The sequence below is a fragment of the Bacillus sp. FSL M8-0277 genome (assembly GCF_037975305.1).
Lineage (GTDB): Bacteria > Bacillota > Bacilli > Bacillales > Bacillaceae > Bacillus > Bacillus pumilus.
The window spans coordinates 773,556-796,500 of the sequence record NZ_CP150255.1 but is presented as its reverse complement, the minus strand read 5'-3'; the positions used below and the strand labels follow the sequence as shown (position 1 = coordinate 796,500).

25 protein-coding genes are annotated in these 22,945 nt (G+C 42.6%); 11 read left to right on the top strand and 14 right to left on the bottom strand.

All coding sequences use genetic code 11. The features are described 5' to 3' along the window. Window positions 1–182: 182 nt before the first annotated feature. A complete protein-coding gene (locus tag MKZ05_RS03790; RefSeq protein WP_050945768.1) occupies window positions 183–1,574 on the top strand; it encodes an amino acid permease in 1,392 nt (463 codons plus the stop codon). A gap of 36 nt (window positions 1,575–1,610) precedes the next feature. Here MKZ05_RS03790 and MKZ05_RS03785 read toward each other — a convergent pair whose 3' ends face one another. Together MKZ05_RS03785 and MKZ05_RS03780 are read right to left on the bottom strand one after the other, a co-directional pair. Further along, complete coding sequence (locus MKZ05_RS03785) at window positions 1,611–1,844, bottom strand: hypothetical protein (protein ID WP_024424583.1); 234 nt, start codon at window positions 1,842–1,844, stop codon at window positions 1,611–1,613. 6 nt (window positions 1,845–1,850) lie between these two features. Further along, a complete protein-coding gene (locus MKZ05_RS03780) occupies window positions 1,851–2,108 on the bottom strand; it encodes a hypothetical protein (protein ID WP_003213975.1) in 258 nt (85 codons plus the stop codon). A gap of 65 nt (window positions 2,109–2,173) precedes the next feature. Here MKZ05_RS03780 and MKZ05_RS03775 point away from each other — a divergent pair, with 65 nt between their 5' ends. Then, window positions 2,174–2,653, top strand: a complete 480-nt coding sequence (locus MKZ05_RS03775) for an Hsp20/alpha crystallin family protein (protein ID WP_137055408.1) — start codon at window positions 2,174–2,176, stop codon at window positions 2,651–2,653. Here the strand turns inward: MKZ05_RS03775 and MKZ05_RS03770 are convergent. Then, window positions 2,634–2,861: a hypothetical protein gene (locus tag MKZ05_RS03770; RefSeq protein ID WP_226804756.1), complete on the bottom strand. Its 228-nt coding sequence runs from the start codon at window positions 2,859–2,861 to the stop codon at window positions 2,634–2,636. The two genes, MKZ05_RS03775 and MKZ05_RS03770, sit on opposite strands and share 20 nt — an antisense overlap. Before the next feature lie 83 nt (window positions 2,862–2,944). Here MKZ05_RS03770 and MKZ05_RS03765 point away from each other — a divergent pair, with 83 nt between their 5' ends. Beyond that, window positions 2,945–3,298: a hypothetical protein gene (locus MKZ05_RS03765; RefSeq protein ID WP_137055410.1), complete on the top strand. Its 354-nt coding sequence runs from the start codon at window positions 2,945–2,947 to the stop codon at window positions 3,296–3,298. 5 nt (window positions 3,299–3,303) lie between these two features. Here the strand turns inward: MKZ05_RS03765 and MKZ05_RS03760 are convergent, their stop codons facing one another. Next, window positions 3,304–4,719 (bottom strand): DASS family sodium-coupled anion symporter, encoded by a 1,416-nt coding sequence (locus MKZ05_RS03760; RefSeq protein WP_339161464.1) that lies wholly within the window; start codon window positions 4,717–4,719, stop codon window positions 3,304–3,306. Window positions 4,720–4,979: 260 nt separating this feature from the next. Between MKZ05_RS03760 and MKZ05_RS03755 the strand changes: the two genes are divergently transcribed. Both MKZ05_RS03755 and MKZ05_RS03750 read left to right on the top strand, forming a co-directional pair. Further along, the gene (locus tag MKZ05_RS03755; protein WP_339161463.1) at window positions 4,980–7,019 is read left to right on the top strand and encodes a penicillin-binding transpeptidase domain-containing protein; all 2,040 of its coding nucleotides are present in this window, start codon (window positions 4,980–4,982) and stop codon (window positions 7,017–7,019) included. Window positions 7,020–7,153: 134 nt separating this feature from the next. Beyond that, window positions 7,154–8,392, top strand: a complete 1,239-nt coding sequence (locus MKZ05_RS03750) for an MFS transporter (protein ID WP_339161460.1) — start codon at window positions 7,154–7,156, stop codon at window positions 8,390–8,392. 35 nt (window positions 8,393–8,427) lie between these two features. Here MKZ05_RS03750 and MKZ05_RS03745 read toward each other — a convergent pair whose 3' ends face one another. The 5 genes from MKZ05_RS03745 to rfbF are packed head-to-tail and all read right to left on the bottom strand — an operon-like array spanning window position 8,428 to window position 13,209. After that, window positions 8,428–9,357, bottom strand: coding sequence for a putative nucleotide-diphospho-sugar transferase (locus MKZ05_RS03745; protein ID WP_339161458.1), 930 nt, complete (start codon window positions 9,355–9,357; stop codon window positions 8,428–8,430). Continuing rightward, window positions 9,358–10,548: a glycosyltransferase family 2 protein gene (locus MKZ05_RS03740; protein ID WP_050945761.1), complete on the bottom strand. Its 1,191-nt coding sequence runs from the start codon at window positions 10,546–10,548 to the stop codon at window positions 9,358–9,360. Next, window positions 10,545–11,456 (bottom strand): putative nucleotide-diphospho-sugar transferase, encoded by a 912-nt coding sequence (locus tag MKZ05_RS03735; protein WP_137055416.1) that lies wholly within the window; start codon window positions 11,454–11,456, stop codon window positions 10,545–10,547. The genes MKZ05_RS03740 and MKZ05_RS03735 overlap by 4 nt, the downstream gene beginning before the upstream one ends. 12 nt (window positions 11,457–11,468) lie before the next feature. Beyond that, window positions 11,469–12,440 (bottom strand): GDP-mannose 4,6-dehydratase, encoded by a 972-nt coding sequence (locus MKZ05_RS03730; RefSeq protein ID WP_339162350.1) that lies wholly within the window; start codon window positions 12,438–12,440, stop codon window positions 11,469–11,471. Window positions 12,441–12,444: 4 nt separating this feature from the next. Next, window positions 12,445–13,209, bottom strand: a complete 765-nt coding sequence (gene rfbF, locus MKZ05_RS03725) for a glucose-1-phosphate cytidylyltransferase (protein WP_050945759.1) — start codon at window positions 13,207–13,209, stop codon at window positions 12,445–12,447. Window positions 13,210–13,565: 356 nt separating this feature from the next. On the opposite strand from rfbF, the gene MKZ05_RS03720 reads away from it, so the two are divergent. Together MKZ05_RS03720 and MKZ05_RS03715 are read left to right on the top strand one after the other, a co-directional pair. Further along, complete coding sequence (locus MKZ05_RS03720; protein WP_080984809.1) at window positions 13,566–13,715, top strand: DUF1540 domain-containing protein; 150 nt, start codon at window positions 13,566–13,568, stop codon at window positions 13,713–13,715. A gap of 198 nt (window positions 13,716–13,913) precedes the next feature. Next, entirely contained in the window at window positions 13,914–14,993 is a 1,080-nt protein-coding gene (locus tag MKZ05_RS03715) for a DUF3900 domain-containing protein (protein WP_339161453.1), read from the top strand. A gap of 64 nt (window positions 14,994–15,057) precedes the next feature. Here the strand turns inward: MKZ05_RS03715 and MKZ05_RS03710 are convergent, their stop codons facing one another. Continuing rightward, entirely contained in the window at window positions 15,058–16,257 is a 1,200-nt protein-coding gene (locus tag MKZ05_RS03710) for an MFS transporter (protein WP_339161451.1), read from the bottom strand. Between the two features lie 103 nt (window positions 16,258–16,360). On the opposite strand from MKZ05_RS03710, the gene MKZ05_RS03705 reads away from it, so the two are divergent. Then, window positions 16,361–17,269 carry a LysR family transcriptional regulator gene (locus MKZ05_RS03705; protein ID WP_339161448.1) on the top strand — a complete coding sequence of 303 codons (909 nt, stop codon included), beginning with the start codon at window positions 16,361–16,363 and terminating at the stop codon, window positions 17,267–17,269. A 33-nt stretch (window positions 17,270–17,302) separates the two neighbouring features. Here MKZ05_RS03705 and MKZ05_RS03700 read toward each other — a convergent pair whose 3' ends face one another. Then, window positions 17,303–17,782, bottom strand: a complete 480-nt coding sequence (locus tag MKZ05_RS03700; protein WP_339161445.1) for a YbaK/EbsC family protein — start codon at window positions 17,780–17,782, stop codon at window positions 17,303–17,305. A gap of 148 nt (window positions 17,783–17,930) precedes the next feature. Here MKZ05_RS03700 and MKZ05_RS03695 point away from each other — a divergent pair, with 148 nt between their 5' ends. Then, a complete protein-coding gene (locus MKZ05_RS03695; RefSeq protein WP_050945754.1) occupies window positions 17,931–19,130 on the top strand; it encodes an MFS transporter in 1,200 nt (399 codons plus the stop codon). 17 nt (window positions 19,131–19,147) lie between these two features. Here the strand turns inward: MKZ05_RS03695 and MKZ05_RS03690 are convergent, their stop codons facing one another. Beyond that, a complete protein-coding gene (locus MKZ05_RS03690) occupies window positions 19,148–19,879 on the bottom strand; it encodes a MurR/RpiR family transcriptional regulator (RefSeq protein ID WP_137055419.1) in 732 nt (243 codons plus the stop codon). Between the two features lie 199 nt (window positions 19,880–20,078). Between MKZ05_RS03690 and MKZ05_RS03685 the strand changes: the two genes are divergently transcribed. Beyond that, window positions 20,079–21,407 carry a 6-phospho-beta-glucosidase gene (locus MKZ05_RS03685; RefSeq protein ID WP_050945753.1) on the top strand — a complete coding sequence of 443 codons (1,329 nt, stop codon included), beginning with the start codon at window positions 20,079–20,081 and terminating at the stop codon, window positions 21,405–21,407. A gap of 34 nt (window positions 21,408–21,441) precedes the next feature. On the opposite strand, the gene MKZ05_RS03680 is transcribed toward MKZ05_RS03685, so the two are convergent. Next, window positions 21,442–21,690, bottom strand: coding sequence for a hypothetical protein (locus MKZ05_RS03680; protein WP_327840059.1), 249 nt, complete (start codon window positions 21,688–21,690; stop codon window positions 21,442–21,444). Between the two features lie 113 nt (window positions 21,691–21,803). On the opposite strand from MKZ05_RS03680, the gene MKZ05_RS03675 reads away from it, so the two are divergent. Beyond that, window positions 21,804–22,004 carry a hypothetical protein gene (locus MKZ05_RS03675; RefSeq protein WP_327840057.1) on the top strand — a complete coding sequence of 67 codons (201 nt, stop codon included), beginning with the start codon at window positions 21,804–21,806 and terminating at the stop codon, window positions 22,002–22,004. A gap of 10 nt (window positions 22,005–22,014) precedes the next feature. Here MKZ05_RS03675 and MKZ05_RS03670 read toward each other — a convergent pair whose 3' ends face one another. Beyond that, window positions 22,015–22,929, bottom strand: coding sequence for an NAD(P)/FAD-dependent oxidoreductase (locus MKZ05_RS03670; protein WP_339161441.1), 915 nt, complete (start codon window positions 22,927–22,929; stop codon window positions 22,015–22,017). Between the last annotated feature and the right edge of the window lie 16 nt (window positions 22,930–22,945).

The following is a 22,945-nucleotide window of genomic DNA, read 5'->3' as shown; positions in this document are numbered from 1 at the left end:
AGACTATCTATCGCCACATCCGCCTTCCATCTCTTGGCGGATGTCTCTTTTTAAGCACAAATTCGATTGTGGCGTTTAATACTTTAGTGATTTAAAGCGTTCTCCAACCAATTGACTAAATTATCATTTAAGCATATACTAACACTCGTCTTACGAAAAGATTTATCCATTAGGAGGTCAACATGAGTTCTTTATTTCGAAAAAAGTCTCTCGACCAGCTCATGCTTGAAAGTCAAACGAAGCGGCTCAGCCGATCGTTAAATACGTTTGATTTAATCTTGCTTGGCATTGGCTGCGTGGTCGGGACTGGTATCTTTGTGATTACGGGGGTTGCTGCTGCGAAAGATGCGGGACCTGCGATTATTATATCTTTTATTTTAGCTGCGATCGCATGCGCCCTTGCTGCTTTTTGCTACGCTGAATTCTCCTCGTCCATTCCTGTGTCAGGAAGCGTCTATACGTATTCCTACGCAACACTTGGGGAATTTCTCGCCTTCTTAATGGGCTGGGATCTCATGCTTGAATATGTCATTGCGCTCTCTGCTGTAGCAAGCGGATGGTCGTCCTATTTTCAATCACTGCTCAGTGGATTCGGTCTGCACATACCGAAGGCATTATCAGCTGCACCTGGAGCCGCTGATGGAGCCGTCTTTAACCTTCCAGGCGCACTCATTATTTTGCTCATCACCTTTATCGTCTCAAGAGGCGTCAAAGAAAGTACGAAGCTGAATAACATCATTGTGCTGATTAAAATTGCCATCGTCCTTCTCTTTATCATTTCTGGCTTTGCTTACGTCAAACCTGAAAACTGGACACCTTTTATGCCGATGGGCTTTCACGGCGTGATTGCTGGAGCGGCGACTGTCTTTTTTGCTTACCTTGGATTTGATGCAATCGCTAATGCGTCTGAAGAAGTCAAAAATCCTCAAAAGGCGATGCCAATCGGAATCATCGGTGCGCTCGGTGTTTGTACGATTTTATACATTGGTGTTTCATTCGTCTTAACAGGCATGGTTCACTATACGAAGCTGAATGTCAGTGACCCTGTCGCATTTGCTCTTCAAGTTGTTGGCCTGAATAGTGTGGCGGGCATTATATCCGCAGGTGCTATTATCGGGATTACGACAGTGTTAATTGCACTTGTTTATGCTCAAGTTCGCTTAACCTTTGCCATGAGCCGAGATGGACTCATGCCGAAAATCTTTTCAAACGTTCATCCAAAATCGAAAACACCGGTTGCCAACACTTGGCTCACAGGTGCTGTTGCGGCATGTATCGTTGGATTCGTTAACTTATCTACGCTAGCGAATTTAGTCAGCATCGGTACACTTGCAGCCTTTACGGTGATCTCTATCGCTGTGATCGTACTACGGAAAAAACATCCGAATATGAAGACAGCTTTTAAAGTACCTTTTGTACCTTACCTTCCCATTATTAGTGCGGTCATTTGTATGATATTGGCTGCTACACTGAAATGGGAGACATGGAGAGCCTTCCTGATCTGGGTGGCCATTGGTGTCGTTGTCTATTTCACCTATGCAAGACGAAAAAGCCATCTGAATGAAACAAATTAGAAAAGAGACACGGGGATTCCCGGTCTCTTTTTTTGCTTAAACCACGCTGTTTTTGACTGAATTTGAGTCCACCATATCTGGATCTAACACGCTTGAAATCGGTATGACAAGCGGTGAACAATCTCCATTGTCCTCTCCAAATCCTTGGTTCAATTTCATTGAGAGAAAATAATCGATCTGCTGATAAGGACCTAGCGTCAGTGATGCACCCCGATCCATTGCATTGATTTTAAAAGCACCGACATTGACGACTGAGGGTGAGAATAACATCACACGTCACTTCCTTTGAATGGGTTTAGCTGCTGGTGAAAAAGAGGCAGGTGAGTCCACTTGATCTCGATCATCTACATGGCTTTTTGTCCCGACAAAACCGCTCGCATCTCCAAAATTTTGTCCGTACCCCTGATTTTTTTTATCTGAGTTTTGCCACTCTGCTAACAAATTTTGTCCGACATTCACCGCCGATGCATTTTCAAAGGAATTAATTTTTAACATGAAAATATTAATATTGATATACGGAGTTGGTTGAACCACAGATAAACCTCCTTTTTATAGGTATATGCAAGCACCCATCAAGTATGTTAACAGGAGGTCTTCACATGGACTTCGAAAAAATGAAGCAGTGGATGGATATTGCCCAGCAAATGCATGGGGATGATTTTTGGAAAATGATCTTCGATGATGAGCAAAGATCTCCCTTTATGGCAAATGGTCCATCTCCCTTTACATTCACACAGCAGGATCAGCGCGGCCCAGATGCGTCGTTTCCACCAATCGACATGGTGGAAACCGCGACAGAAATTCAGTACTTAATTTATTTACCTGGCTACCGAAAGGAAGATGTACAAGTGTTATCATATGGTGAATATTTGGTTGTGAAAGGACAGCGTCTTTCCTTTTTTAATGAGCAGGATTTTCGCCAAAAGCAGGGGAAGTATGGTCCGTTTGAAAAGAAAATCCGGCTTCCAGAAATGATTCTTGGACAAATGAATGCGGCCTTTAAAGACGGTGTACTTTATATCAGGCTGCAAAAGGATGAAGGAAAAGCGACTGCTATTATCATAGATGACGAATATTGATACTCACGGCGTCGATTTGATCACGATCATCAATCGCTTCAATCGGAAGGATCGTGATCACGCCATCAGCATTCTGTTCCCCAAAGCCATTGTTCCTTTTGATCGTACTGCAATGATTGCGAACAAACGTCGAGCCAAACGTCATAGATGATCCTGTGCCAATCGAATTCGTTTTCATATGAGCAATGTGAATCTGAGTAGGCAGCATGTGCGTCTCCCCTTTCTTGTCATCTCTATAAGTATATATCTCACAGCTTTTCCATAGACTAGATCAAGGCAGAAGAAAAGGTTGTGGTCTACTTGAAACATTTCATTCTATCACTCTTTAAAAAAACTGAATCCAGTCCATCCCCCTCTGTCACCGAGCTGGAGAAAAGGCTCACCGCTCTCGAGCAAAAAATGTCCGCACCAGCTTCTCCTGTCTCAGAGGATACACACATTCATATCGAATCCCTGCATGTGGACAAAATTGATTACCATTTAGAGTTTGGGGAGCTTTCCATTGATCAGCTTCAAGGCAGGCTCAATATTGGGGCAACCTATTATACGCCAAAGGACACGCACATCAAAAAATCAGCACCTCCACCGAAGCCAAAAGAAACAAAAACACCGACAGTCTCGATTCGATCAAAGCCATCATCTTAACCCGCTCAGCTTTTAAGCACAATCGGGAGCCAGAAATACACCGCAAGGACAATCACCACAATACTCATGATATTTAACCAAAAGCCTGCCCTGACCATATCAGATATTTTCAGCACGTCCGCACTAAAGACAGCAGCATTTGGCGGTGTGGAAATCGGCAGCATAAACGCACATGAGGAAGCCAAAGCAGCCGCAGCCATTAACCCATAGGGCTCGATGCCAATCGCAAGCCCAAGCCCTACCGTAATCGGAATAATCATATTGGCAACAGCTGTATTTGACATAATTTCAGTCATAAACAAAATCGCTCCCGTTAAAATGATCAATAGCATGATATACGAAAGCCCATTTAAATGCTGTAGATTTTCCCCGATCCATCCTGTTAGATTGGTTTCTGCAAAGCCCGTAGCGAGTGAAAGCCCACCTCCAAACAAAAGCAACAGCCCCCATGGTAGCTGTTTCATATCCTGCCATTCTAATATTCTCTCTCCGTTTGTTGCTGGAATGAGAAATAACAGCATGGCACCGAAAATGGCGATAGATGTATCAGATACGGTGATTCCTCCAAACAAAAAGAGCTTAAAAATCCACAAAAACGCCGTCATAAGAAAAACACCAAACACCCATTTCTCCTCTTGTTTCATTTTCCCTAAATTCTCTAATCCTTTTCGAATGAACGTTACACTCATTTCACCTGTGTGCTCTACTTTGAACTGTACCTTGGTCAAATACAGAAATAAGAGAATGAGCAGATTCATCGCAACCGGAAAACCAAACAAAAACCACTCAAAAAACATAATTTCCCGATCTAATAGCTTTTTTGACATTGCAGCAAACACAGCATTTGGCACAGACCCAACAAGTGTTGCCAAACCACCAATTGACGCTGAATACGCAACCGACAATAAAATGCTTTTACTGAATCGCTCAAGAGATGGACCAGCTAAGATGTCATTAGCCTTGACCTCTTTAATCACAGCCAGTGCCACCGGAAGCATCATCAGGGCTGTCGCTGCATTTGAAATCCACATAGATAAAAAAGCAGTCGCAATCATGACACCTAATACAATGCGGTCACTTCGTGTGCCAATCACCCTTAAAATGTGTAAGGCCATTCTTCTATGCAGATTCCATTTTTCAATGGCAATTGCAATCATAAATCCTCCCATGTACATAAAAACGATCGGATCTCCATAAGCTCTTGATGTCTGTTCCATAGAAAGCCCGCCAAGTGTCGGCAGTAGGATGATGGGCAATAAAGATGTTGCAGGTATGGGCAGTGCTTCTGTCACCCACCATGTAGCCGTCCAAGCGGTAATGCCCAAGACTACCCTCGCAGCATAGGTCAATTCATTTTCAGGTATGAGAAAAAGAATGAGCAAGAAGAGTGCCGGTCCAAGAACAAGTCCAATCACATTCACCTTTTTATAAACGATAACAATTCCCCCTATTGAAAGCGTTTGTATATTTTTCTATTTTTTCACATTCGATGATCTCTTAAGAAATCCTTTAAATCATAAGAAAAAATGAAGATATCTTTCATAGAAACAAGCTATCATTTTCGTCCCTTTCCCAAAACCATGACATCGTGCCTTGGTCTATTTTCATAGGAGAAACTATACAAATCACGACCAATCACTGTAAAATATAGAGGATCTAATCAAAAATTGAGGTGTTTTTATTGTATACGGATCAACGAAAATCATTTTGGAAACAGAAAAAAGTCATGATCCCCATTCTTAGTATCATCGTAGTTGCTGCTGCTTTCTTTTTCTTAAAAGATTCTCTTTTTTCAAAAGAAAAAGAAGCTTTAAAAGCGGCTCAATCCTTTACGAAACAAATGGAGAAGAAAGACTTTACAAGGCTGGCTGATGAGGTAACAAGTGCGTCTTTGAAAGCCAATGACTTCTCAAAAAAACAACTAGCCGAAAAATACGACAATATCTTTAACGGAATTGGTGCTTATGATTTGAACATATCAAAGCTCAACGTCGAAAAACAGGACAAAGGAAATGGGTATCAATTTTCCTATGATGTGACAATGAAAACGTCATTGGGCAAGCTGCACAAGCTTTCTTACAAGGGCGTTCTCTCAGAAGAAGATGACAAATGGAAAGTCGACTGGAAGCCAAATCTCATCTTCCCGCAAATGGAGAAGGGAGATACCATCAAGGTCAAATCAGACCCTGCTGTCCGTGGAAACATCGTCGATCGAAAAGGGCGTACCCTAGCAGAAACAACTGGTGGAAGCGCACTTGGCATCATCCCAGGAAAGCTTGGCACAGGGGAAGAAAAAGAACGCAATATCAAAAAAATCAGCAAGGCGTTTGATTTAGATGAAGAACTAATCGACAATCAGCTGAAACAAGCATGGGTCACAGACGACACGTTTGTCCCGCTCAAATCAATGTTAGAACAGAAGCCGATTCCAAAGGATATAAAAGGCGTCACCTATCAATCGAAGGAAATGCGTTACTATCCTTATAACGAAGCCGCCGCCCATCTCACCGGCTATGTCGGGAAAGCAAATGCAGATGATATCAAAAGAAATCCGGCATTAAAAGCAGATCAAATCATTGGCAAAACCGGTCTTGAATTCACATTTGACAAAAACTTGCGCGGACAAGATGGCGGAAGCATTTTGATCGTCCATGATGAAACAGGCATTGAAGAAACATTGCAAAAGTCAGATCGACAAGATGGAAAAACAGTGAAGCTGACCATTGATGCCTCTTTACAGAAAAAAGCCTATGAACAGCTGAAAGGTGAAAAAGGGGCCGTCACGATCATGAATCCATCATCGGGGGATCTATTAGCGCTTGTCAGCGCCCCTTCCTATGATGTCAATCTTATGACAAATGGGATCACACCTAAGCAATATCAGGCATACAGTGAAAACCCAGATCTCCCATTCCAAGCCCGGTATGCGAGCCGGTATGCACCAGGGTCTACATTCAAAACCATTACAGCAGCCATCGGGCTGGAAACAGGTGTCACAAAGCCTAATAAAGTACGCACCATCCATGGACTGAAATGGCAAAAGGATCAATCTTGGGGCAATTATCGAATTACACGGGTTCACGATAAAGAAAACGTAAATATGGTTGATGCCCTCGTGTACTCAGATAATATTTACTTCGGACAGGAAGCACTGGAAATTGGCAAAGACACCTATGAAAAAAAAGTGAAAGCATTTGGGTTTGGTGAAGATTTGCACATGCCATTTACAATGAAACCAGCACAAGTATCAAACGACGGCATTCAATCGGACATCTTACTTGCTGACTCAGCATATGGTCAAGGAGAATTACTCATGTCACCGATTGAACAATTACATGCCTATTCTCCATTTGCAACAGGAGGCAAGCTTGTCTATCCTCGAGTCGTTCAAGATGAGAAAACAGCATCACCAAAACAAATCATCAAAGAAGACTCGGCAAATACAGTGAAAAACGCGCTCACTCAGGTCGTGACGAGTCCAAACGGTACAGCTCACTCCTTACAAATTGAAGGAGCTGATATTGCCGCTAAAACAGGAACGGCAGAGCTGAAAAGCAAACAAGGAGCGACAGACGGTTCTGAAAATGGATTTTTACTTGCTTTTAATCCTAAAAAAGAAGATTACGTCCTCGTCGGCATGATTGAAGGTGTAAAAAATCGCGGTGGTAGTGGACTCGTTATTCAAAAAATGAAGCCTGTCATCGCAACTTTTTATAAGTAACCATTTAGAGACACAAGCGCTTGTGTCTCTTTTTTCTAAATCATGACAATTTGCTATTGTTTTATAGTTCACCTTATGAATAAAATGAGAAGAATGCAAAATAGAAAACAGTTGAATGAAAGGAGGAAGTCTCATTGGCTATTGCTGCTCGTACAAAGGATAAACCTCAAAATTCTGTCACTGGATCAACGGTTTATCCCATTTTATTGATTATTGGCATTTGCCATATGCTCAATGACACTTTGCAAGCCGTTATTCCTGCCATGTTCCCTATTTTAGAACGCTCAATGGGGCTGACCTTTACACAATTAGGGCTGATTGCCTTTACATTAAATATGGTCTCCTCCGTGATGCAGCCCGCTATTGGGTGGTACACAGATAAAAGGCCGATGCCTTATGCACTCCCGGTTGCTTTATTTTCTAGTGCTGTCGGTATATTCGGGCTTGCGTTTGCGCCTTCCTTTGCCACCATCTTGCTTTGCGTTGTCTTTATCGGACTCGGCTCTGCCATTTTTCATCCAGAGGGTTCCCGCGTTGCCAACATGGCAGCTGGTCCAAGACGAGGACTTGCACAATCCATCTATCAAGTAGGCGGAAATACAGGTCAAGCCTTTGCTCCGCTGATCGCTGCTTTAATGCTCGTCCCTCTCGGTCAGCCAGGCGTGGCTTGGTTTACGATTGTTGGAATGATAGCTGTCGGTTTCCTTCTTTATATTTCAAGATGGTACGCAGGAAGACTTCAAACCATTCGAGCTCAAGCGAAAAAAGCTCCACCAAAAGCTGCAAGATCTGAACTTCACCGTAAGTCAGCACTCACAGCACTTGGCATTATCGTCTTTCTCATCTTTGCCCGCTCTTGGTATGGAAATGCGATATCAAATTTCTATGCGTTTTATGCGATTGAACAATATGGATTGACGATTAAAGAATCACAGACTTATATTTTCTTATTTCTCATTCTAGGTGCAATTGGGACTTTTTTAGGCGGGCCGCTTGCAGACCGCTTCGGCAAGAAAACGGTGATTTTAATTTCCTTATTGGCATCCTTTCCACTTGCCTTGCTGCTGCCATTTGCCGGACCTGTTTTTGCCTATGTTTTACTTGGACTGATTGGAGTCATTCTGACGTCAAGCTTCTCTGTCACAGTCGTTTATGCTCAAGAACTATTTCCCGGGAAAATTGGCACAATGTCTGGTTTAACGGTTGGACTTGCGTTTGGTATGGGTGCAATCGGATCGGTCGCTCTAGGCTCATTCATTGATGCCTTCGGTTTAACGCCTACCATGATCGGAGTCGCCTTTTTACCGATATTAGGCATCCTTGCATTCTTACTACCTAGCGATCAAGCCATCTCCAAATGGAATGAATCATAAAAAGGAGAAAACCGCTCAGTGATTGAGCGGTTTTTTCATATCTCATAAAAATGCGTATCAGGTACATGCTTCTTTGCAATAAACCCTTGCTGGAATTCCGGAAAGACCTTTTGCACCTGTTTGATTTTTTGATGAACCAAATCGGCATATGGAATATATAGATGATCCACAAGCTTTTGTTCTGTCATATAGTAATACCAATTCAGATTAAAGGTATTCCCATCAATGATCGTAAAGGCAGAAAAATGATAGAACAAGAGTGGACATTCGTCGAGATACATTTCCCCTTTCACAACTGAAAGCTTGTAGTTTTCAATATTCCAAATCGCGGCATTGGCTCCTTTAGATGTCACCACATGGACCCCTTCAAAATCATCGATCCATCTTTCAACATACCGCTGATCTCCATACGTCTTATTTTTTGTATCCATTTCGACTGTACAGTGTGCAAGACAGTTTTCCTTCCATTGTGTGACCGCCCGTTTGGCAACGTCTGTGTTGCGGCAGCCGACAAATCCAGTATTGAAGCGGCCAGATAACTCATAAAAGTGATAGAACCGCTTGGAATTCATATGATCCGTCAAAAATAAATGAGCGAGTGGATTCTCTGCAAATATCGCCTCTGGATCATGATAAAAATACAAATCCGTATCCAAATGGGCGAGATAATCCGCTTCTGAGGACTCAAGGATTTTGAGCAAAAAAACGGGCTTTAACGTCCAGCAATACTCATGGAACGTCCGATCATCCTTTGCCTTTCGCAGCGTCTCATCTTCAATATCTTCAAGCTGTTCATATTGAACGTGCGGATGAGGAAATTCGCTTAACACCTTGTAAGCCAAAGGGTCTGCACATAGAACAGACAACTTGAATGAATGAGCGGTTTGTTCAAGCGAATGAATCAGCGCCAAAAGCTTAAAAACATGGGTATTCGACACAATGGTTGTAAAATGATAAGATGCCATCTACAACACATCCACTTGAAACAAATCAACGCGTAATAGCTCTTTTGTCAGCCCTTGAATGGCTTCTACAAGCACTGTGCAGCCATATTCCTGCCGCGCAAGCTGCGCTGCCTCTGACAGCTTTTTCAAAGGGACATGTCTAGCGGTCAGCTGATCTTTTTTATCCCGTTTGACGCCTACGTTCCGCTCCGTGATCAAATGAAGCAGCTCTAAAAAATAAGAGAGCAGACCATCGAATACCGGATTTTCACGTAGCTGCCGAACCTCTTTCACAATGTCATTTGTGACGGTGTGAGAAAACGGACCAGAGAAAGCCAAATGGACATCAATGGCATCAATATTGTTGTACTTCTCGCACATATACAAAATGTTATATTTGATGTCATCAAATGACGTTAAATTACTTGGATGCTCCTGATGCACGCTCATGATATCCTCTCGCAATTCAAAGGAGAGACCAAGCTGATGCAGACGAATTCCTAAATCATAATCCTCAAACCCATACCGAACGATCTGTTCATCAAACATCCCGAGCGCGATGACATGCTTGCGTTTGACAGAGGAGTTATTCGTAATAAAAAATCGCCACGGCAGCTCATAAGAGCCTAAATCATAGTTGTACGTGCGCAAAATGTCTTTGAGGATATCAATAAACTCAGACTGCAAATCGAAACTTTTCTCTAGAAATGCACCATTTTCAACTTCCTTCATTGATAAAAGAGGCGTTTTATCATTCATTTTCCGCTTATACAGGCCTTGCTTTTTCAACCGATTGATATGATCCTGATCAAATGCTTCGTAAAAATAACGATAAATCCGCTTCCAGCATACACCACAAATGACAAGGTCCTCATGATCAGCATGTGCCTCCGCATGCTTTTGAATAAATTGCGGCTCTGCCAGCATATCGCTGTCATGGAATATCAGCAGGTCTCCCTCCGCCTCGCGAATGGCATGATTGCGCCCCTTGGCTATCCCTTGATTGACAGGAATACGCACCTTTTTAAACGGGAAATTCACCTCAATGTTCTCAAGCATTTCCATCGTGCCGTCCGTTGACCCATTATCAGTGACAATGACCTCAAACGGAATATCCGTATTCTGAAGCGTTAAAGAAAAAAGACTCCCTTCTAAACGCTCCTTGGCATTATAGCTCGGAATAATGACGCTTACCTTTGGCTTCTCATTCATGCGTCATCCTCCTCCAATTTGGCATAGCCGTTAAACAGCGGATCGACCTGCTCAACAGATTCAATCACATGGCGCAGCACGTTTCGATAGGCTTCTTGGAAAAACGGCAGATCATCTCTCCCTTTTTCATGAATTTGCTGCATCTCATCCTTGCTCACGATGCGAAAGCCGCTGAAATGATAGCAAATGAGCGGTTGCCCATCCTCCAGCAAAATCCGTCCATTTTCTTCCCGATAGGAATGCTGCCCATAGTTCCAATGACCAATATTCACGCCTTTTGTTTGGATATCCTCCACTTTTTCAAACAGCTTCGGCATATGATCGAGATATCCTTGATCTCCAAACTTGCCTTCGCCCGGTGCATTTTTGCATTCCTTCAAGCATTCTTCCTTCCACCAGCTGAGGCATTTTCGTCCGGCTTTATCTCCTTTAAAATGCAGGAAGCCAGAATTATAGCGACCTAAAAGCTTCTGAAGCATCTTCACTTCCTCAGGATCAAAGCTCGGAATCACAATATCCCCTCTCGAAAGTAAAACAGAGGCATCCGGCTGATGTTGAAAAATCACTTGCGGGCTCTCATAAAAAAATAAATCCGCATCAAGATAGGTTACTCCTTCTGCCTGCTCCTGTTCAAATAACCACTCAATCCACATCGGTTTTAATGTCCAGCAATATTCCGAGGCATCCCGTTCCTCTTTTTTCTCCAGCAGCTCCGGCGTTTCGAGCTCCCGTACATGAACAAGATCAACATGAGGAAAATTCATTTTTTGAAGCAGATCAAATGCAGCATCATCCATACATAACGTCTTGATGACAGCATCATCTTCTACTTGCTTCAATGACAAGAAAAACGCAATGGCTTGATAAAGTCTTCCACTTGATAGAACCGTACAATATATGCTGTTCATCTACTTACACCTCTATTTTTGAAAGAATTCGCGGTACCATTTAATCGTCTTCTCTAAACCTTCATCAATCGAGTAGTCTGGCTTCCAATCAAGCAGCTTTCTCGCCTTTTCTGCCGACAAATATTGATGCTTTATCTCATGCGTTCCTTGGTTTAAAATACGAGGCTTCAGTTCACTGCCCATTGCCTTTAAAATCTTATCTACGAGCTCAAGAACCGTCAGCTGAATTTCATTACTAAAGTTAAAGGCTTCTCCAGCGAGCCCTTTTTCCTCCATCTTCTCAGCTAGCAACAAATAAGCCTTAACCGCATCTTCAATGTAGAAATAATCACGAATAAATGTCCCGTCACTTCTAATTTCCGGCGCTTCTCCTTCTAGCACAAGCTGGATGGTTTGCGGAATGATTCTGTTGAAATTTAAATCCCCGCCCCCGTATAAATTGCCGCAGCGCGTAATACAAACTGGAAGACCATATGTGTTGTAATACGTATGAGAAATTAAATCTGCACAGCTCTTTGATACATCATACGGATGTTTCCCATTTAGCGGCATGTCTTCATCGTATGGAAGCTGCTCCTGATCGCCGTATGCTTTGTCACTTGATGCCACGATGACTCGTTTGATCAGCGGCTGTCTTCTGCACGCCTCAAGCACATTCCATGTCCCTAAAATATTGGCTTCAAATGTAGAAATAGGGTGTCTATTTGCGACCCCAACAATGGCCTGCGCCGCCAAATGGAAGACGGTATCAATTTCGTATTCTCCTAACGCACGTTCAATCGTTTGCATATCCTCCAATGCACCTTGCACCACATTCATCTTTTCAAATTGACTGCCTTGATATAAATTCGACCTTGGCACCTGATCACGCACAAGTCCCGTCACGTTTGCCCCTTGATCAATCAATTCCTTGACGAGATAGCTTCCCAATAGTCCTGTACATCCAGTCACAAATACGTTTTTCCCATTCCAAAATCCGCTCATGCCGTCACCAAACCTTCCATGGTTGTTTTCCATTTGTCCACATGCCATTGATTTCCTTCAGGTTCTTATACGTATCGATCGCTGTCCAAAATCCGTGGTGCTCATAAACCGCAAGCTCTCCATCATTCGCCAGATTTTGAAGAGGCTCCGCTTCAAACACGCATTGATCATCGTCTGTCAAATAGTCAAATACCTTTGGAGACAACACAAAAAATCCTCCATTGATCATCCCGATACTGTCTGTCTTCTCAGAGAAGGATTGTGCCATCCCGTTATATACCTTCAACGTCCCGTACTGTGACTTCTTTTCAATTCCTGTGACAGTCGCAGCTGCCCCAAGATCCTGATGACGCTTCAGCAGATGAAACATATTGACATTGGCAAGTCCATCACCATACGTCATCATGAATGTTTCATCCCCAATGTAGTCCTGTGCCTGCTTTAACCGTCCGCCTGTCATCGTATTCTCGCCTGTATCTAAAAAAGTGATTTTCCAGTTCTCTGACTTTCCTAAAAGCTTCATTTCCCCTGTCGCCATATCTAGCTTCATGCTGTGATGCCGCCAGTCGTAGTTCAGGAAATACTCTTTGATCTTCTCTCCTTTATATCCAAGCAATAAGATAAACTCATCTACTCCGTAATACTGATAGATTTTCATAATATGCCATAGAATAGGCCGATCTCCGATCATAGCAAGTGGTTTAGGAAGCGCTTGTGTGACCTCACTCATTCTCGTTCCCTTTCCTCCGCAGAGAATGACTGCTTTCATCTTCTCCCCTCATCTCTCTATGAAAAATTTTTGATTGAAAACCTTATCTTTATGCGGAAAATCAGTACATGTACCCTCATACTTTGTCCGACTTCAGGTTTTGAATCTACTCTATTCATATGTCGAAATGAGAGAGGATGCCACCTAGCATTTAACTATTTTTACAAATAAAAAAAGAGCGAGATTTGTATTCTCGCTCTTTCAAAGTTTAAATTGTATATTATCAGGGTAGATGGTATGATAAACATGTGCATCAACAGCACAAACAGCCTCTTTTTATCAAGAGACTACTAGATGGGATGAATTCAAGTGGCAGCTTGCTTCATTCTCAATATGAATCACGGAGGTGAATTCCCATGGCACAAAACGTACTTTGTGAAGTGAACTCTTGCCGTTTTTGGGCTGATAACAGCTGTACGGCTTCTACCATTAAAATTGGTAAAAACACAATGACTGATGTGACTCGCAATACTGAAACTGATTGCGAAACATTTGAAACAAAATAAGTGATTTTTCTGAGATGAAGGAACTGGCAGGTTCCTTCTTTTCTTTTATCATTCTATCAAGAATGATAATTATTATCAAGTGTTTTTCCATAAACATTTCTCGGGAAATAATGACACGATATTTCTCCATTCGTTGACGATTTTCACTCCTTTTTCTATACTCAACATATCCGAAGAAGAAAAAGTGGTGACCAATCAATGGATTTTACGATACGTTTTCTATCATTCTTTGTCGTAGAAATCGAAGGCAAAGATGAACAAGCAAATAAACGGTTCAAGCATTATCAAACATTAGATCAAGAGGAATTTGAACAAAGTGAGCTGAAGGACTTTTTAGATGGTGAGCTAAAAAAAATCGTCAAACGAAAAGTGGACAGACACCCTAAATCTGAACAAGTACCAACCAAAATTGGCCGGTTCATTGTCGAACCCGGTCATGAACTCGATTCAAATCCAAACTACAATTTATTTCATCAAACGAGATTTGCCGATACAAAAGAAGTATTTAATGAATGCAGTGAACAGTTTGTTCGCACGTATTTAGATACAAGTGCTGTCAGAGGCGGCGTTTTTTTAGTTGCGTCTGCCGTTCCTAAAAAGTACTTCGATGACTCCTTTGTCTTTATTATGAAATGCGATTTTGAACAGAAAGTTGCTTCTATCGCTGATACATCTACCTTGATCAAAAAAGTAGAAATGGCGATTACAACAAAAAACATGAAATCAATTCAATACCCTTTTATGCCAGAAGAGGGCATGACAGAGGAAGCTGAAGTGAAAATTCACCAATCCTCACATGCTCGTTATTTTGAGGACTTTCTGAAATTCGTCGAATACGGAGAATCTATGCCTGAAATCATGAAATCACAGGTTATGAACATGGTGCAGGAACAAGTATTTGAAACATTACAGGATGAAAGTGAAGAATTAAAGCAGTTCGAAGAGGATCTTGAAATATGGGAAGCGAGTGAAAAACGAGAAATTAGAGAAACACTCGATACAGAACAGGTCACACTAGCAGCTTCTCACATTGTGGAACAAACCCCTGACATCACAATGAAAATGCGTCTAGGTGAAACAGAAATCAAAGGACTTTTAGCCGACTTTGGCCACTTGATCCATATTGCGAAGGTCAACAATCGATATGTCGTGCTCGTCGAAGCAGACCAAATTGTCTTCGAAAAAGGAAGCACACCTGTTGAATTCCATAAACCAAATGGATTAAAAGAGGTTGTCAGCCAGCTCACGCAAAAAGCCTACGATTCAGACTTAGAATAAGAGAATATGACTGCCTCCTGCGATCAGCTGCATGAGGCAGTTTTTTTATATAACGCTTTATTTTTTACACTGCACTAGAAGAAACATGCTGCCCGCCTCTTACCCACATGCTGACAAGCATTAAGCTTATGATGAGCATCAACCAAAAGACGCTGTTTGTTCCGAAAAACTGAATCAACGTATACCCGCACAAAGGCCCTAAAGCAGCCCCCATATCTTGAACAAAAGAATAGCTGGCGAGAAAGCGGTTCTTATCTGTTTGAGCAGAGGCTTTTTGAAAGGCAAGTGTATCGGTGAACGTTGTGACAATCGTTGCCAGCAGCTGAATCAAAAGCAGCATCAATAGGAACCAGCCGCTTACCTTCAGCATGACCCCAAGAAAACTGAGCCCTCCAAATGAAAGAAACATCCAGCATAGCATTCGTTCCTTCATCACAAGCCGATCAAACCATTTGCCCGTTCTCGGTGCCACAAATGGTTCCCATCCCCACCTAATTGCTTGAAGCACACCGCTTAAAGCCGAAGCTCCGATGACAAAGCCAAACAGAGTCAATTGATCCTGGTCAATCTTTGCTTCAATGACATGACTCAGCGTGGATGCGAATAAACCTTGAATGATCAGTGCGATCAGCATGCCTGTTATCAGTACTTTTACAACATCTCGTGTAAACCACTTTTGTTTGATGCCATGATACACCTGCGTGCCTTCTCTCTTTTCAATTTCATCCAACGATACATAAAAAATGCATCCCATCAATGTAAGTAAACCAAAGACTAGCGTCATGGACTGGAAGCCGATCAAGCTAGCAAAGATTCCGCCAAATAACATGCCAAATAAACTACCAAGCCGGTAAAGCCCATTATAAAGCCCCGTCAAATGTCCTTGTGAGCCTTCGTCCATTTCAGCCAAAACCCTCATCCCGCTCATTCGGAGTAATGTCCAAGCGAGACCCCATGCGCAGCGGCAGATAAGCAGCAGCCAAAAGCCGCTCATCCCATATAATATCGTGGTCACTGACGCGATCAAAATCGCGATCAATACACCCGTCTTCATTGGGATATAGCGATAGAGCCACCATACGACAGGTGCTAGCGGGATACGAATGAATCGGTTGATGGACAGCAGTAACCCGACCTCCCAAATAGATGATAAACCAATCTCTTTCCAATAGACCGGGAGAACAATATAGAGCATTGAATCCCCAATAAGTGCAAATGCTGTGATGAGCGATATTGACACAACTTGCTTTTGACGACGATCCATTTTTTCTTCCCCCTTCGCTACCTTTACGATAAGGGATGCCTTATAATAAATCTAATGAATGTTTTTGATTGTTTTATCAAAATAATTGATAGGTGGTGCGAAGTTGAATTTACATGCCCTTCGGATTTTTGCAAAGGTCGCAGAGACAAAAAGCGTCACACAAACTGCCGACGCACTATCTTTGACACAGCCAGCTGTGACGGCTCAGCTTAGAAGCATTGAACGAGAGATCGGGTTTCGCCTTTTTAAACGAAACGGTCGGGGCATTGCGCTCACAGAAATGGGAAAGATGCTGTATCCTTATGCCCGGCAAGTGTTTGAGGCTGAAAAGGAAGTAGAATATCAGATCACGCTATTACAAAACGGGAAGAAGGGGCGCCTCCGCATCGGTTCTACCTATGTACCACTCAACTTTTTACTGCCTGATTGGCTGGCTGCTTTTAAAACGTCATCACCACAGTCAGAAATCGAATTAAAAAGCGGAAATTCCGCTCAAGTGATAGAGAGCCTGCTTCAATATGAATCAGATGTCGCCATCGCTGTAATTGAAGATTTGCATCATGAGGAGATCGTTACCTCTCATTTGACGAATTTAAGCTATGATTTTATTGTGCCAGCAGACCATCTGTTGAACGGAAAAACCGTTCCGCTAGAGCGCCTGAGTCAGGAGCCCTTTTTAATGCGTGAAGAAGGCAGCTCCACTAGAGATAAGCTCTTTTCCCTGTTCACCTCGAAAGGAATTAAAAAACCGACTGTTGATTTACAATTCAGCGGTGTTCATGAAGCGATTCAAATGATTAAAGCTGGCTATGGGATCACACTTGTTCCCCGTGATGCGGTTCAAGGCAGTCTCAAGCAGAAAGAGATTGGGCGTGTATATATCGAAGGCATAGAAATCGTCAGACCTGTTGTGATCTGCAAACGGGCGAATGACCTTGAAGAAAATAGAACCGTGGATGCCTTCCTGCAAATGAAAGATATCGGTCCATTTAAGGAGCCGGCTGCAAATTAAAAAGGTGCCTGCATGAGAAACAGGCACTTTTTTCTATTCTACTGGCTGCACGATGTCATACGGTACAGCCTTTGAGGCTTTCACTAATTGTTCTGGTGTGATCAGTATTTCATTTCCCCATTCACCTGCTCCAACGCCTAATATTTCCTCCTCTAATAGCGAAGCTTCGATGATGGTGCGGAAGCCTTCTGGCTGCCAGCAAAACGGCGGTATTGAGCCAATTCGGTAGCCTGTCACTTCTAGAACCTTCTCTGGTGATGCCATTTTAATATTACGAGAGCCAGCCGCTTTCTTTAGTTTCCCTGACTTAATATGCTGGTCAGCGCCAACCATCACAAGCAGCTGCTCTCCTTCCCCTGTTTCAAAAATCAATGTTTTGATCATTTGTCTTTCGCGAAAACCAAGGGCTGCTGCTACATTTGCGGCTCCCTTCTCTGTTTCGGAAGAAAATGTTTTGATTTCATATGGGATACCGTGTTTGTCCAAAAAGTCATGTGCTGGTAATGTTTTCATTGATTGAACCCCTTTCCTTACGATGTGTTTCATTTAGCTTATCACAATCCTCTCATACTTAAGATGTATTTTTGAATGAAAATCCTCTGGGTACTTCATCACCATGGTATACTGAACTTGTTTTTGGAAAAGAAGGAGTCGATTGGATATGGGAAACAAGTTTTGGTGTTATACAGGCAGTAAAAGCCTTCTCATGCTAAGTGATATTCTATTTTTGATGACGATTACGTTAGTTATTTATCAAGATACACAATCTGTTGCCTATGCTGCTGTATTTCCGCTCATAAGAACGCTATGTCAGCTATTGGCTGGGCTCATCTCTCCTGTTTTGACCGCTCACTTTCACGCCGATCGTCTATTGAAATGGGTCCCTCTTTTACGGATTGGGATGCTCGTCGTGTTCACGACACAATTTCATTTCTTTCAGCAGCATCTGATCTGGCTATTTAGTGCGTTCATTTTAATTTCCATCACTGGCGGGTTCATTAGTCCTTTATTACAGTCCATCATGCCGATGCTGGTGCCAGCAAATCAGCTTGTGAAAGCGAACAGTACAGCCTCCATTTTTCATCAATCTGTTCAAATTGCCGGCTATTCGTTCACTGGAATGCTTGTCCTATTGATTGGGCCATTTTATTTAATGTGGGCCTCTTGTTTCATGATTGCGTTGTCTTATCTATTTATCATCCCTGTTTTTTCTCTACTCAAGCAAGAAGACACGGTTCAAAAAGCAAATACGAAGAACAGGTTCAAGGATGGCTGGATGATCATTTGGACAAACAAAACGGTTCGCACCCTGACCTTCATGGATGTTTCTGAAAATATTGCAGGTGCTTTGTGGGTCGGACCGGTTACGCTTGCCTTTGTCACACTTGTTTTAAAGGAAGGTGGAGAATGGTGGGGATTTATCAATGCTGCTTATTATATAGGTGCCATTATAGGCGGGATCTTGGCTACATGGTTGAGCCGATTTATTCAAAAAAAGCTTCTCCTCTTTATGGCAGCAGGCTCTTTTATTTATGCAGTGCTGACCATTCTATTTGCGCTGAACAGCCTCCCGTGGCTTGCGTTGCTGCTTTGTATTTTGATGGGGCCTGCCTATCAAATTCGGGATGTTTCACAGCAAACCATTCTTCAAACGGAAACACCAGTCCATGATTTATCAAAAGTGTATTCGGCTCAATACGTCCTCTCTTCTATATCTGTCAGTTTATCTATTTTCTTTGTTGGATTGATTGCGGATACATTCGGAACGAGATTTGTGTATTTGCTAGGCGGTCTATTTGTGCTTGTCTGTTCCGGTATTGCCATCCTCGCTTTTATAAAGCAGAAAAAAGAGAGCGGCTGATTCATGCAGCGGCTCTTTTACTTTTCCTTTAACATCGCGAACATATCACGTGCCATCGCTTCTAAAATATACACAACGGGCGTCTGTGTCGTAATATTAGCTCTGTGAACCCGTTCGTCTGTCACGTAATAAGCAATATTTAAATCAGAAATGCGCGAAACCGTACAGTGCTGATTGTTTGTAATGCTAATGATTTTGCTTCCTTCTCTTTTTAACTTCGAAATATGATCAATCGTAATACTGTTCTCCCCTGATACAGACAGCACAATGGTGACACTATTGTCTAAATACTGCATATTCATCGGGAAAAACGGATCATTGATGTAAAATGAAAATTTCTCAAGACTTGAAAAGTACCTCGCCCCATACTGCGCCAAAATGCCAGAGCTGCCAGTGCCAATAAACAGCACATTTTTTGCATCGGCAATGAGTCTTGCTGCCTCTTTAATTTTCCCCTCAAAGTCCCCTTTTAGTGTTCGTTCAATAAATTCATACAGAAAGTGCTGGGTGCTTTTTAAAGTAGGTGTCTGCTCTGCTTCTAAATACATTTTAAGCTTCACTTTAAACTCTGAAAAGCCTTCACAATTTACTTTTCGGCAAAAGCGAAGGACAGACGAGGTGGATATATGGGCAGCATCTGCTAAGTCCCGAATTCTCATATACACGACCTTTTCACTGTTTTCCATGATGTATCGGTATAAAGCGCTTTCTAGTTCATTAAAGCTGGAAATAACCTCACTTGAAAACATCTGACTTCCCCTTTCTCCAACAGCATGTCACAATGTGTTTCTTTTATGTAACAAATCTCTAAATAGGGCACCCTTGCCTAAAGACGCTGAAGTCATTTACGCACGAGATGCTCTCACGATAAGCTATAGATGTACAAACAAAAGAATGGGCTTTTCTCTATTATAACATTGCGCGTTACATTATTCGGAGGTGCAGAACATGGCAAAAGGATTAAAGGTTGTCACAATTGGCGGAGGATCAAGCTATACACCAGAGCTTGTAGAAGGATTTATTAAACGGTACGATGAATTCCCGATTAGCGAGCTTTGGCTTGTCGATATTGAAGCGGGAAAAGAAAAGCTTGAAATCGTCGGAGATCTTGCAAAACGAATGGTGAAAAAGGCAGGACTTCCAATCGAGGTTCATTTAACATTAGATCGCCGGAAAGCGCTTGCGGACGCTGATTTCGTCACAACACAATTCCGTGTCGGACTTCTCGAAGCACGTATGAAGGATGAACGCATTCCTTTAAAATATGATGTCATTGGTCAAGAAACGAATGGTCCAGGAGGTCTATTCAAAGGGCTTCGCACCATTCCAGTCATTCTTGATATTGTGAAAGATATTGAAGAACTGTGCCCAAACGCATGGCTTGTGAACTTCACAAATCCAGCGGGTATGGTTACAGAAGCCGTACTTCGCTATTCAAACCATCGCAAAGTCGTTGGACTATGCAACGTGCCAATCGGCATTCGCATGGGAATTGCCAAAGGGCTTGATGTCGACGCAAGCAGAGTCGAGGTCAGCTTTGCTGGATTGAACCATATGGTCTTTGGACTCAATGTATTCTTAGATGGCAAAAGTATCATGGATCAAGTCATCGAAGACATGGCAGATCCAAACTCCACGATGTCGATGAACAACATTCATGCCATTCCGTGGGATGCTGATTTCTTAAAAGGGCTTGGCGTGATTCCATGTCCATATCACCGCTACTACTACAAAACAAGTGATATGCTGGCTGAAGAAAAGAAAGCAGCAGAGAATGAGGGCACTCGTGCAGAAGTCGTTCGTGCACTAGAAAATGACCTGTTCGAGCTGTACAAAGACCCTGATCTTGATATCAAGCCGCCACAGCTTGAAAAACGAGGCGGTGCCTACTACAGTGATGCAGCTTGTAACTTGATTGCATCCATTTATAACGACAAGCACGACATTCAGCCTGTGAACACGATCAACAATGGTGCCATCAGTGACATTCCAAATGATTCTGCTGTTGAACTGAACTGTGTCATCACAAAAGACGGCCCTAAACCAATCGCTGTTGGTGAAATGCCAGTCGCAGTCAAAGGACTTATTTCTCAAATTAAATCCTTTGAACGTGTTGCCGCTGAAGCAGCCGTGACAGGCGATTACAACACAGCACTTGTCGCAATGACAATCAACCCGCTCGTCCCATCAGATGCCATTGCAAAAAGCATCCTAGATGAAATGCTAGAAGCACACAAAGAATATTTACCACAGTTCTTCAATAAAGTAGAAGCATAAAACAGAACCGCACTTGTCGACAAGTGCGGTTTTCTTATTTCTCTGTAAACAACTGATCCATCTGAGAGCGGTCATAGTCTAATAGCCAGTGCTGTAGATCAAAAGCATATCTGACAATTTTCAAAGCACGATCCCCTGCTTTTTCTAATACAACTGATTCTTCTCCTAATGACCAATCTGCCACTTCAAAGCGAAGCCCAAAAGGCCGCCCATAAAAAAGAGGCGGCGTGAGGACAAGATCAGGAAAATGACTTTTTAAAAAACTATCGGTTTGATCGCTCATGTCATATCCTTCCATTGGTTTTATTTCTTATTTTACCGTTGAAACTGATGGAAACACAATTGGAAATAAACTGTCATTTCTTATATGATAGAAAGAGATGGAGGTGTGACCAATTGAAAAAATGGTTTTTACAGGTGTTCCTCACAGCATTGATCACCATGTGGATACAGGCTGGACTTGATCAGGCGAACTTCATTCATATCACCAATGTATGGGTCGATGTCAGCAGCTGGATCTTGATCTTCTTTGTCATCTACGCACTTTTTGAATGGACAGCTCACGTTTTAGCAAAACGGAAAACCGTTCATCGCTAAACATCTCCTTTCATAGAGATGTTTTTTGTTGAAATTCTTCTTGCACAAGTTCATGGATGACGCCCATTCCTGCTTGGCTACCAGCAGCTGCTGCAAGAACAAGTTGAGCAGGCCCACCTAAATTGTCACCGCATGCAAAGACACCGCTGACGGTTGTACGTCCAAGAATATCTGTTTCAATGCCGGCATTTTTCGTCATTTGACAGCCTAGTTTTTCAGCAAATGGAGCTGACTGCTTGAATTCACTTGCGACAAATCCGCCTTCTCTATTCACCGTTTCCCCATTCGCAAGGTTAAGAGAGTGCATTTGTCCATTCTCATGATGAATGGACATAATCGTTACATCAATGACTTGTATAGAATGAGCTGATAGGAGTGCCTTCTCCTCTTCAGCAAACACTTGCTTCCCATTCGTAAACACGATCAAATCCTTTGTCCAATTGGAAAGAAGTTTAGCCATATGCAAGGCGCGTGGATTCTCAGCAATGAGAGCAAGCGGCTTATCCTTTAGCTCCCAGCCATCGCAGAAAGGACAGCTAAACAACGTCTTTCCATACACTTCATGCATCCCCTTGATCTCTGGCAGTATATCCTCTAGTCCTGTTGCCAATATGATTTTCTTCGCTTCGAATCTTTCTCCCTCTTGTGTCAGTAACGCAAAGTTGACCTCATTGTTTTGTATCTCAACAATTCTAGTTCGTTTGATTTGGATATTGGAGTAGTTTTGGAGATCTGCTTCACCCGCTTGTCTGATCTCAAACGGTGTCATCCCATCGTTTGTAATAAACCCATGTGATTCCTGGGTCACTCGATTTCTTGGCATCTTGTCATCGAATACAATGACCTGTTTTCTGCCTCGCCCCACAACAAGTGCTGCACTTAATCCGGCTGGCCCGCCTCCAATAATGGCACAATCTAATAACATGTCAATCTCCCCTTTT

Bases quoted from the DNA above. Each gene is read 5' to 3' on its own strand.
- MKZ05_RS03685 (WP_050945753.1), top strand. From the start codon at position 20,079: ATGGCAAAAGGATTAAAGGTTGTCACAATTGGCGGAGGATCAAGCTAT.
- MKZ05_RS03710 (WP_339161451.1), bottom strand. From the start codon at position 16,257: ATGGATCGTCGTCAAAAGCAAGTTGTGTCAATATCGCTCATCACAGCA.
- MKZ05_RS03775 (WP_137055408.1), top strand. From the start codon at position 2,174: ATGGACTTCGAAAAAATGAAGCAGTGGATGGATATTGCCCAGCAAATG.
- MKZ05_RS03790 (WP_050945768.1), top strand. From the start codon at position 183: ATGAGTTCTTTATTTCGAAAAAAGTCTCTCGACCAGCTCATGCTTGAA.
- MKZ05_RS03720 (WP_080984809.1), top strand. From the start codon at position 13,566: ATGGCACAAAACGTACTTTGTGAAGTGAACTCTTGCCGTTTTTGGGCT.
- MKZ05_RS03700 (WP_339161445.1), bottom strand. From the start codon at position 17,782: ATGAAAACATTACCAGCACATGACTTTTTGGACAAACACGGTATCCCA.
- rfbF (WP_050945759.1), bottom strand. From the start codon at position 13,209: ATGAAAGCAGTCATTCTCTGCGGAGGAAAGGGAACGAGAATGAGTGAG.
- MKZ05_RS03670 (WP_339161441.1), bottom strand. From the start codon at position 22,929: ATGTTATTAGATTGTGCCATTATTGGAGGCGGGCCAGCCGGATTAAGT.
- MKZ05_RS03740 (WP_050945761.1), bottom strand. From the start codon at position 10,548: ATGAATGAGAAGCCAAAGGTAAGCGTCATTATTCCGAGCTATAATGCC.
- MKZ05_RS03715 (WP_339161453.1), top strand. From the start codon at position 13,914: ATGGATTTTACGATACGTTTTCTATCATTCTTTGTCGTAGAAATCGAA.
- MKZ05_RS03730 (WP_339162350.1), bottom strand. From the start codon at position 12,440: ATGAGCGGATTTTGGAATGGGAAAAACGTATTTGTGACTGGATGTACA.
- MKZ05_RS03680 (WP_327840059.1), bottom strand. From the start codon at position 21,690: ATGAGCGATCAAACCGATAGTTTTTTAAAAAGTCATTTTCCTGATCTT.
- MKZ05_RS03735 (WP_137055416.1), bottom strand. From the start codon at position 11,456: ATGAACAGCATATATTGTACGGTTCTATCAAGTGGAAGACTTTATCAA.
- MKZ05_RS03695 (WP_050945754.1), top strand. From the start codon at position 17,931: ATGGGAAACAAGTTTTGGTGTTATACAGGCAGTAAAAGCCTTCTCATG.
- MKZ05_RS03785 (WP_024424583.1), bottom strand. From the start codon at position 1,844: ATGTTATTCTCACCCTCAGTCGTCAATGTCGGTGCTTTTAAAATCAAT.
- MKZ05_RS03770 (WP_226804756.1), bottom strand. From the start codon at position 2,861: ATGCTGCCTACTCAGATTCACATTGCTCATATGAAAACGAATTCGATT.
- MKZ05_RS03745 (WP_339161458.1), bottom strand. From the start codon at position 9,357: ATGGCATCTTATCATTTTACAACCATTGTGTCGAATACCCATGTTTTT.
- MKZ05_RS03690 (WP_137055419.1), bottom strand. From the start codon at position 19,879: ATGTTTTCAAGTGAGGTTATTTCCAGCTTTAATGAACTAGAAAGCGCT.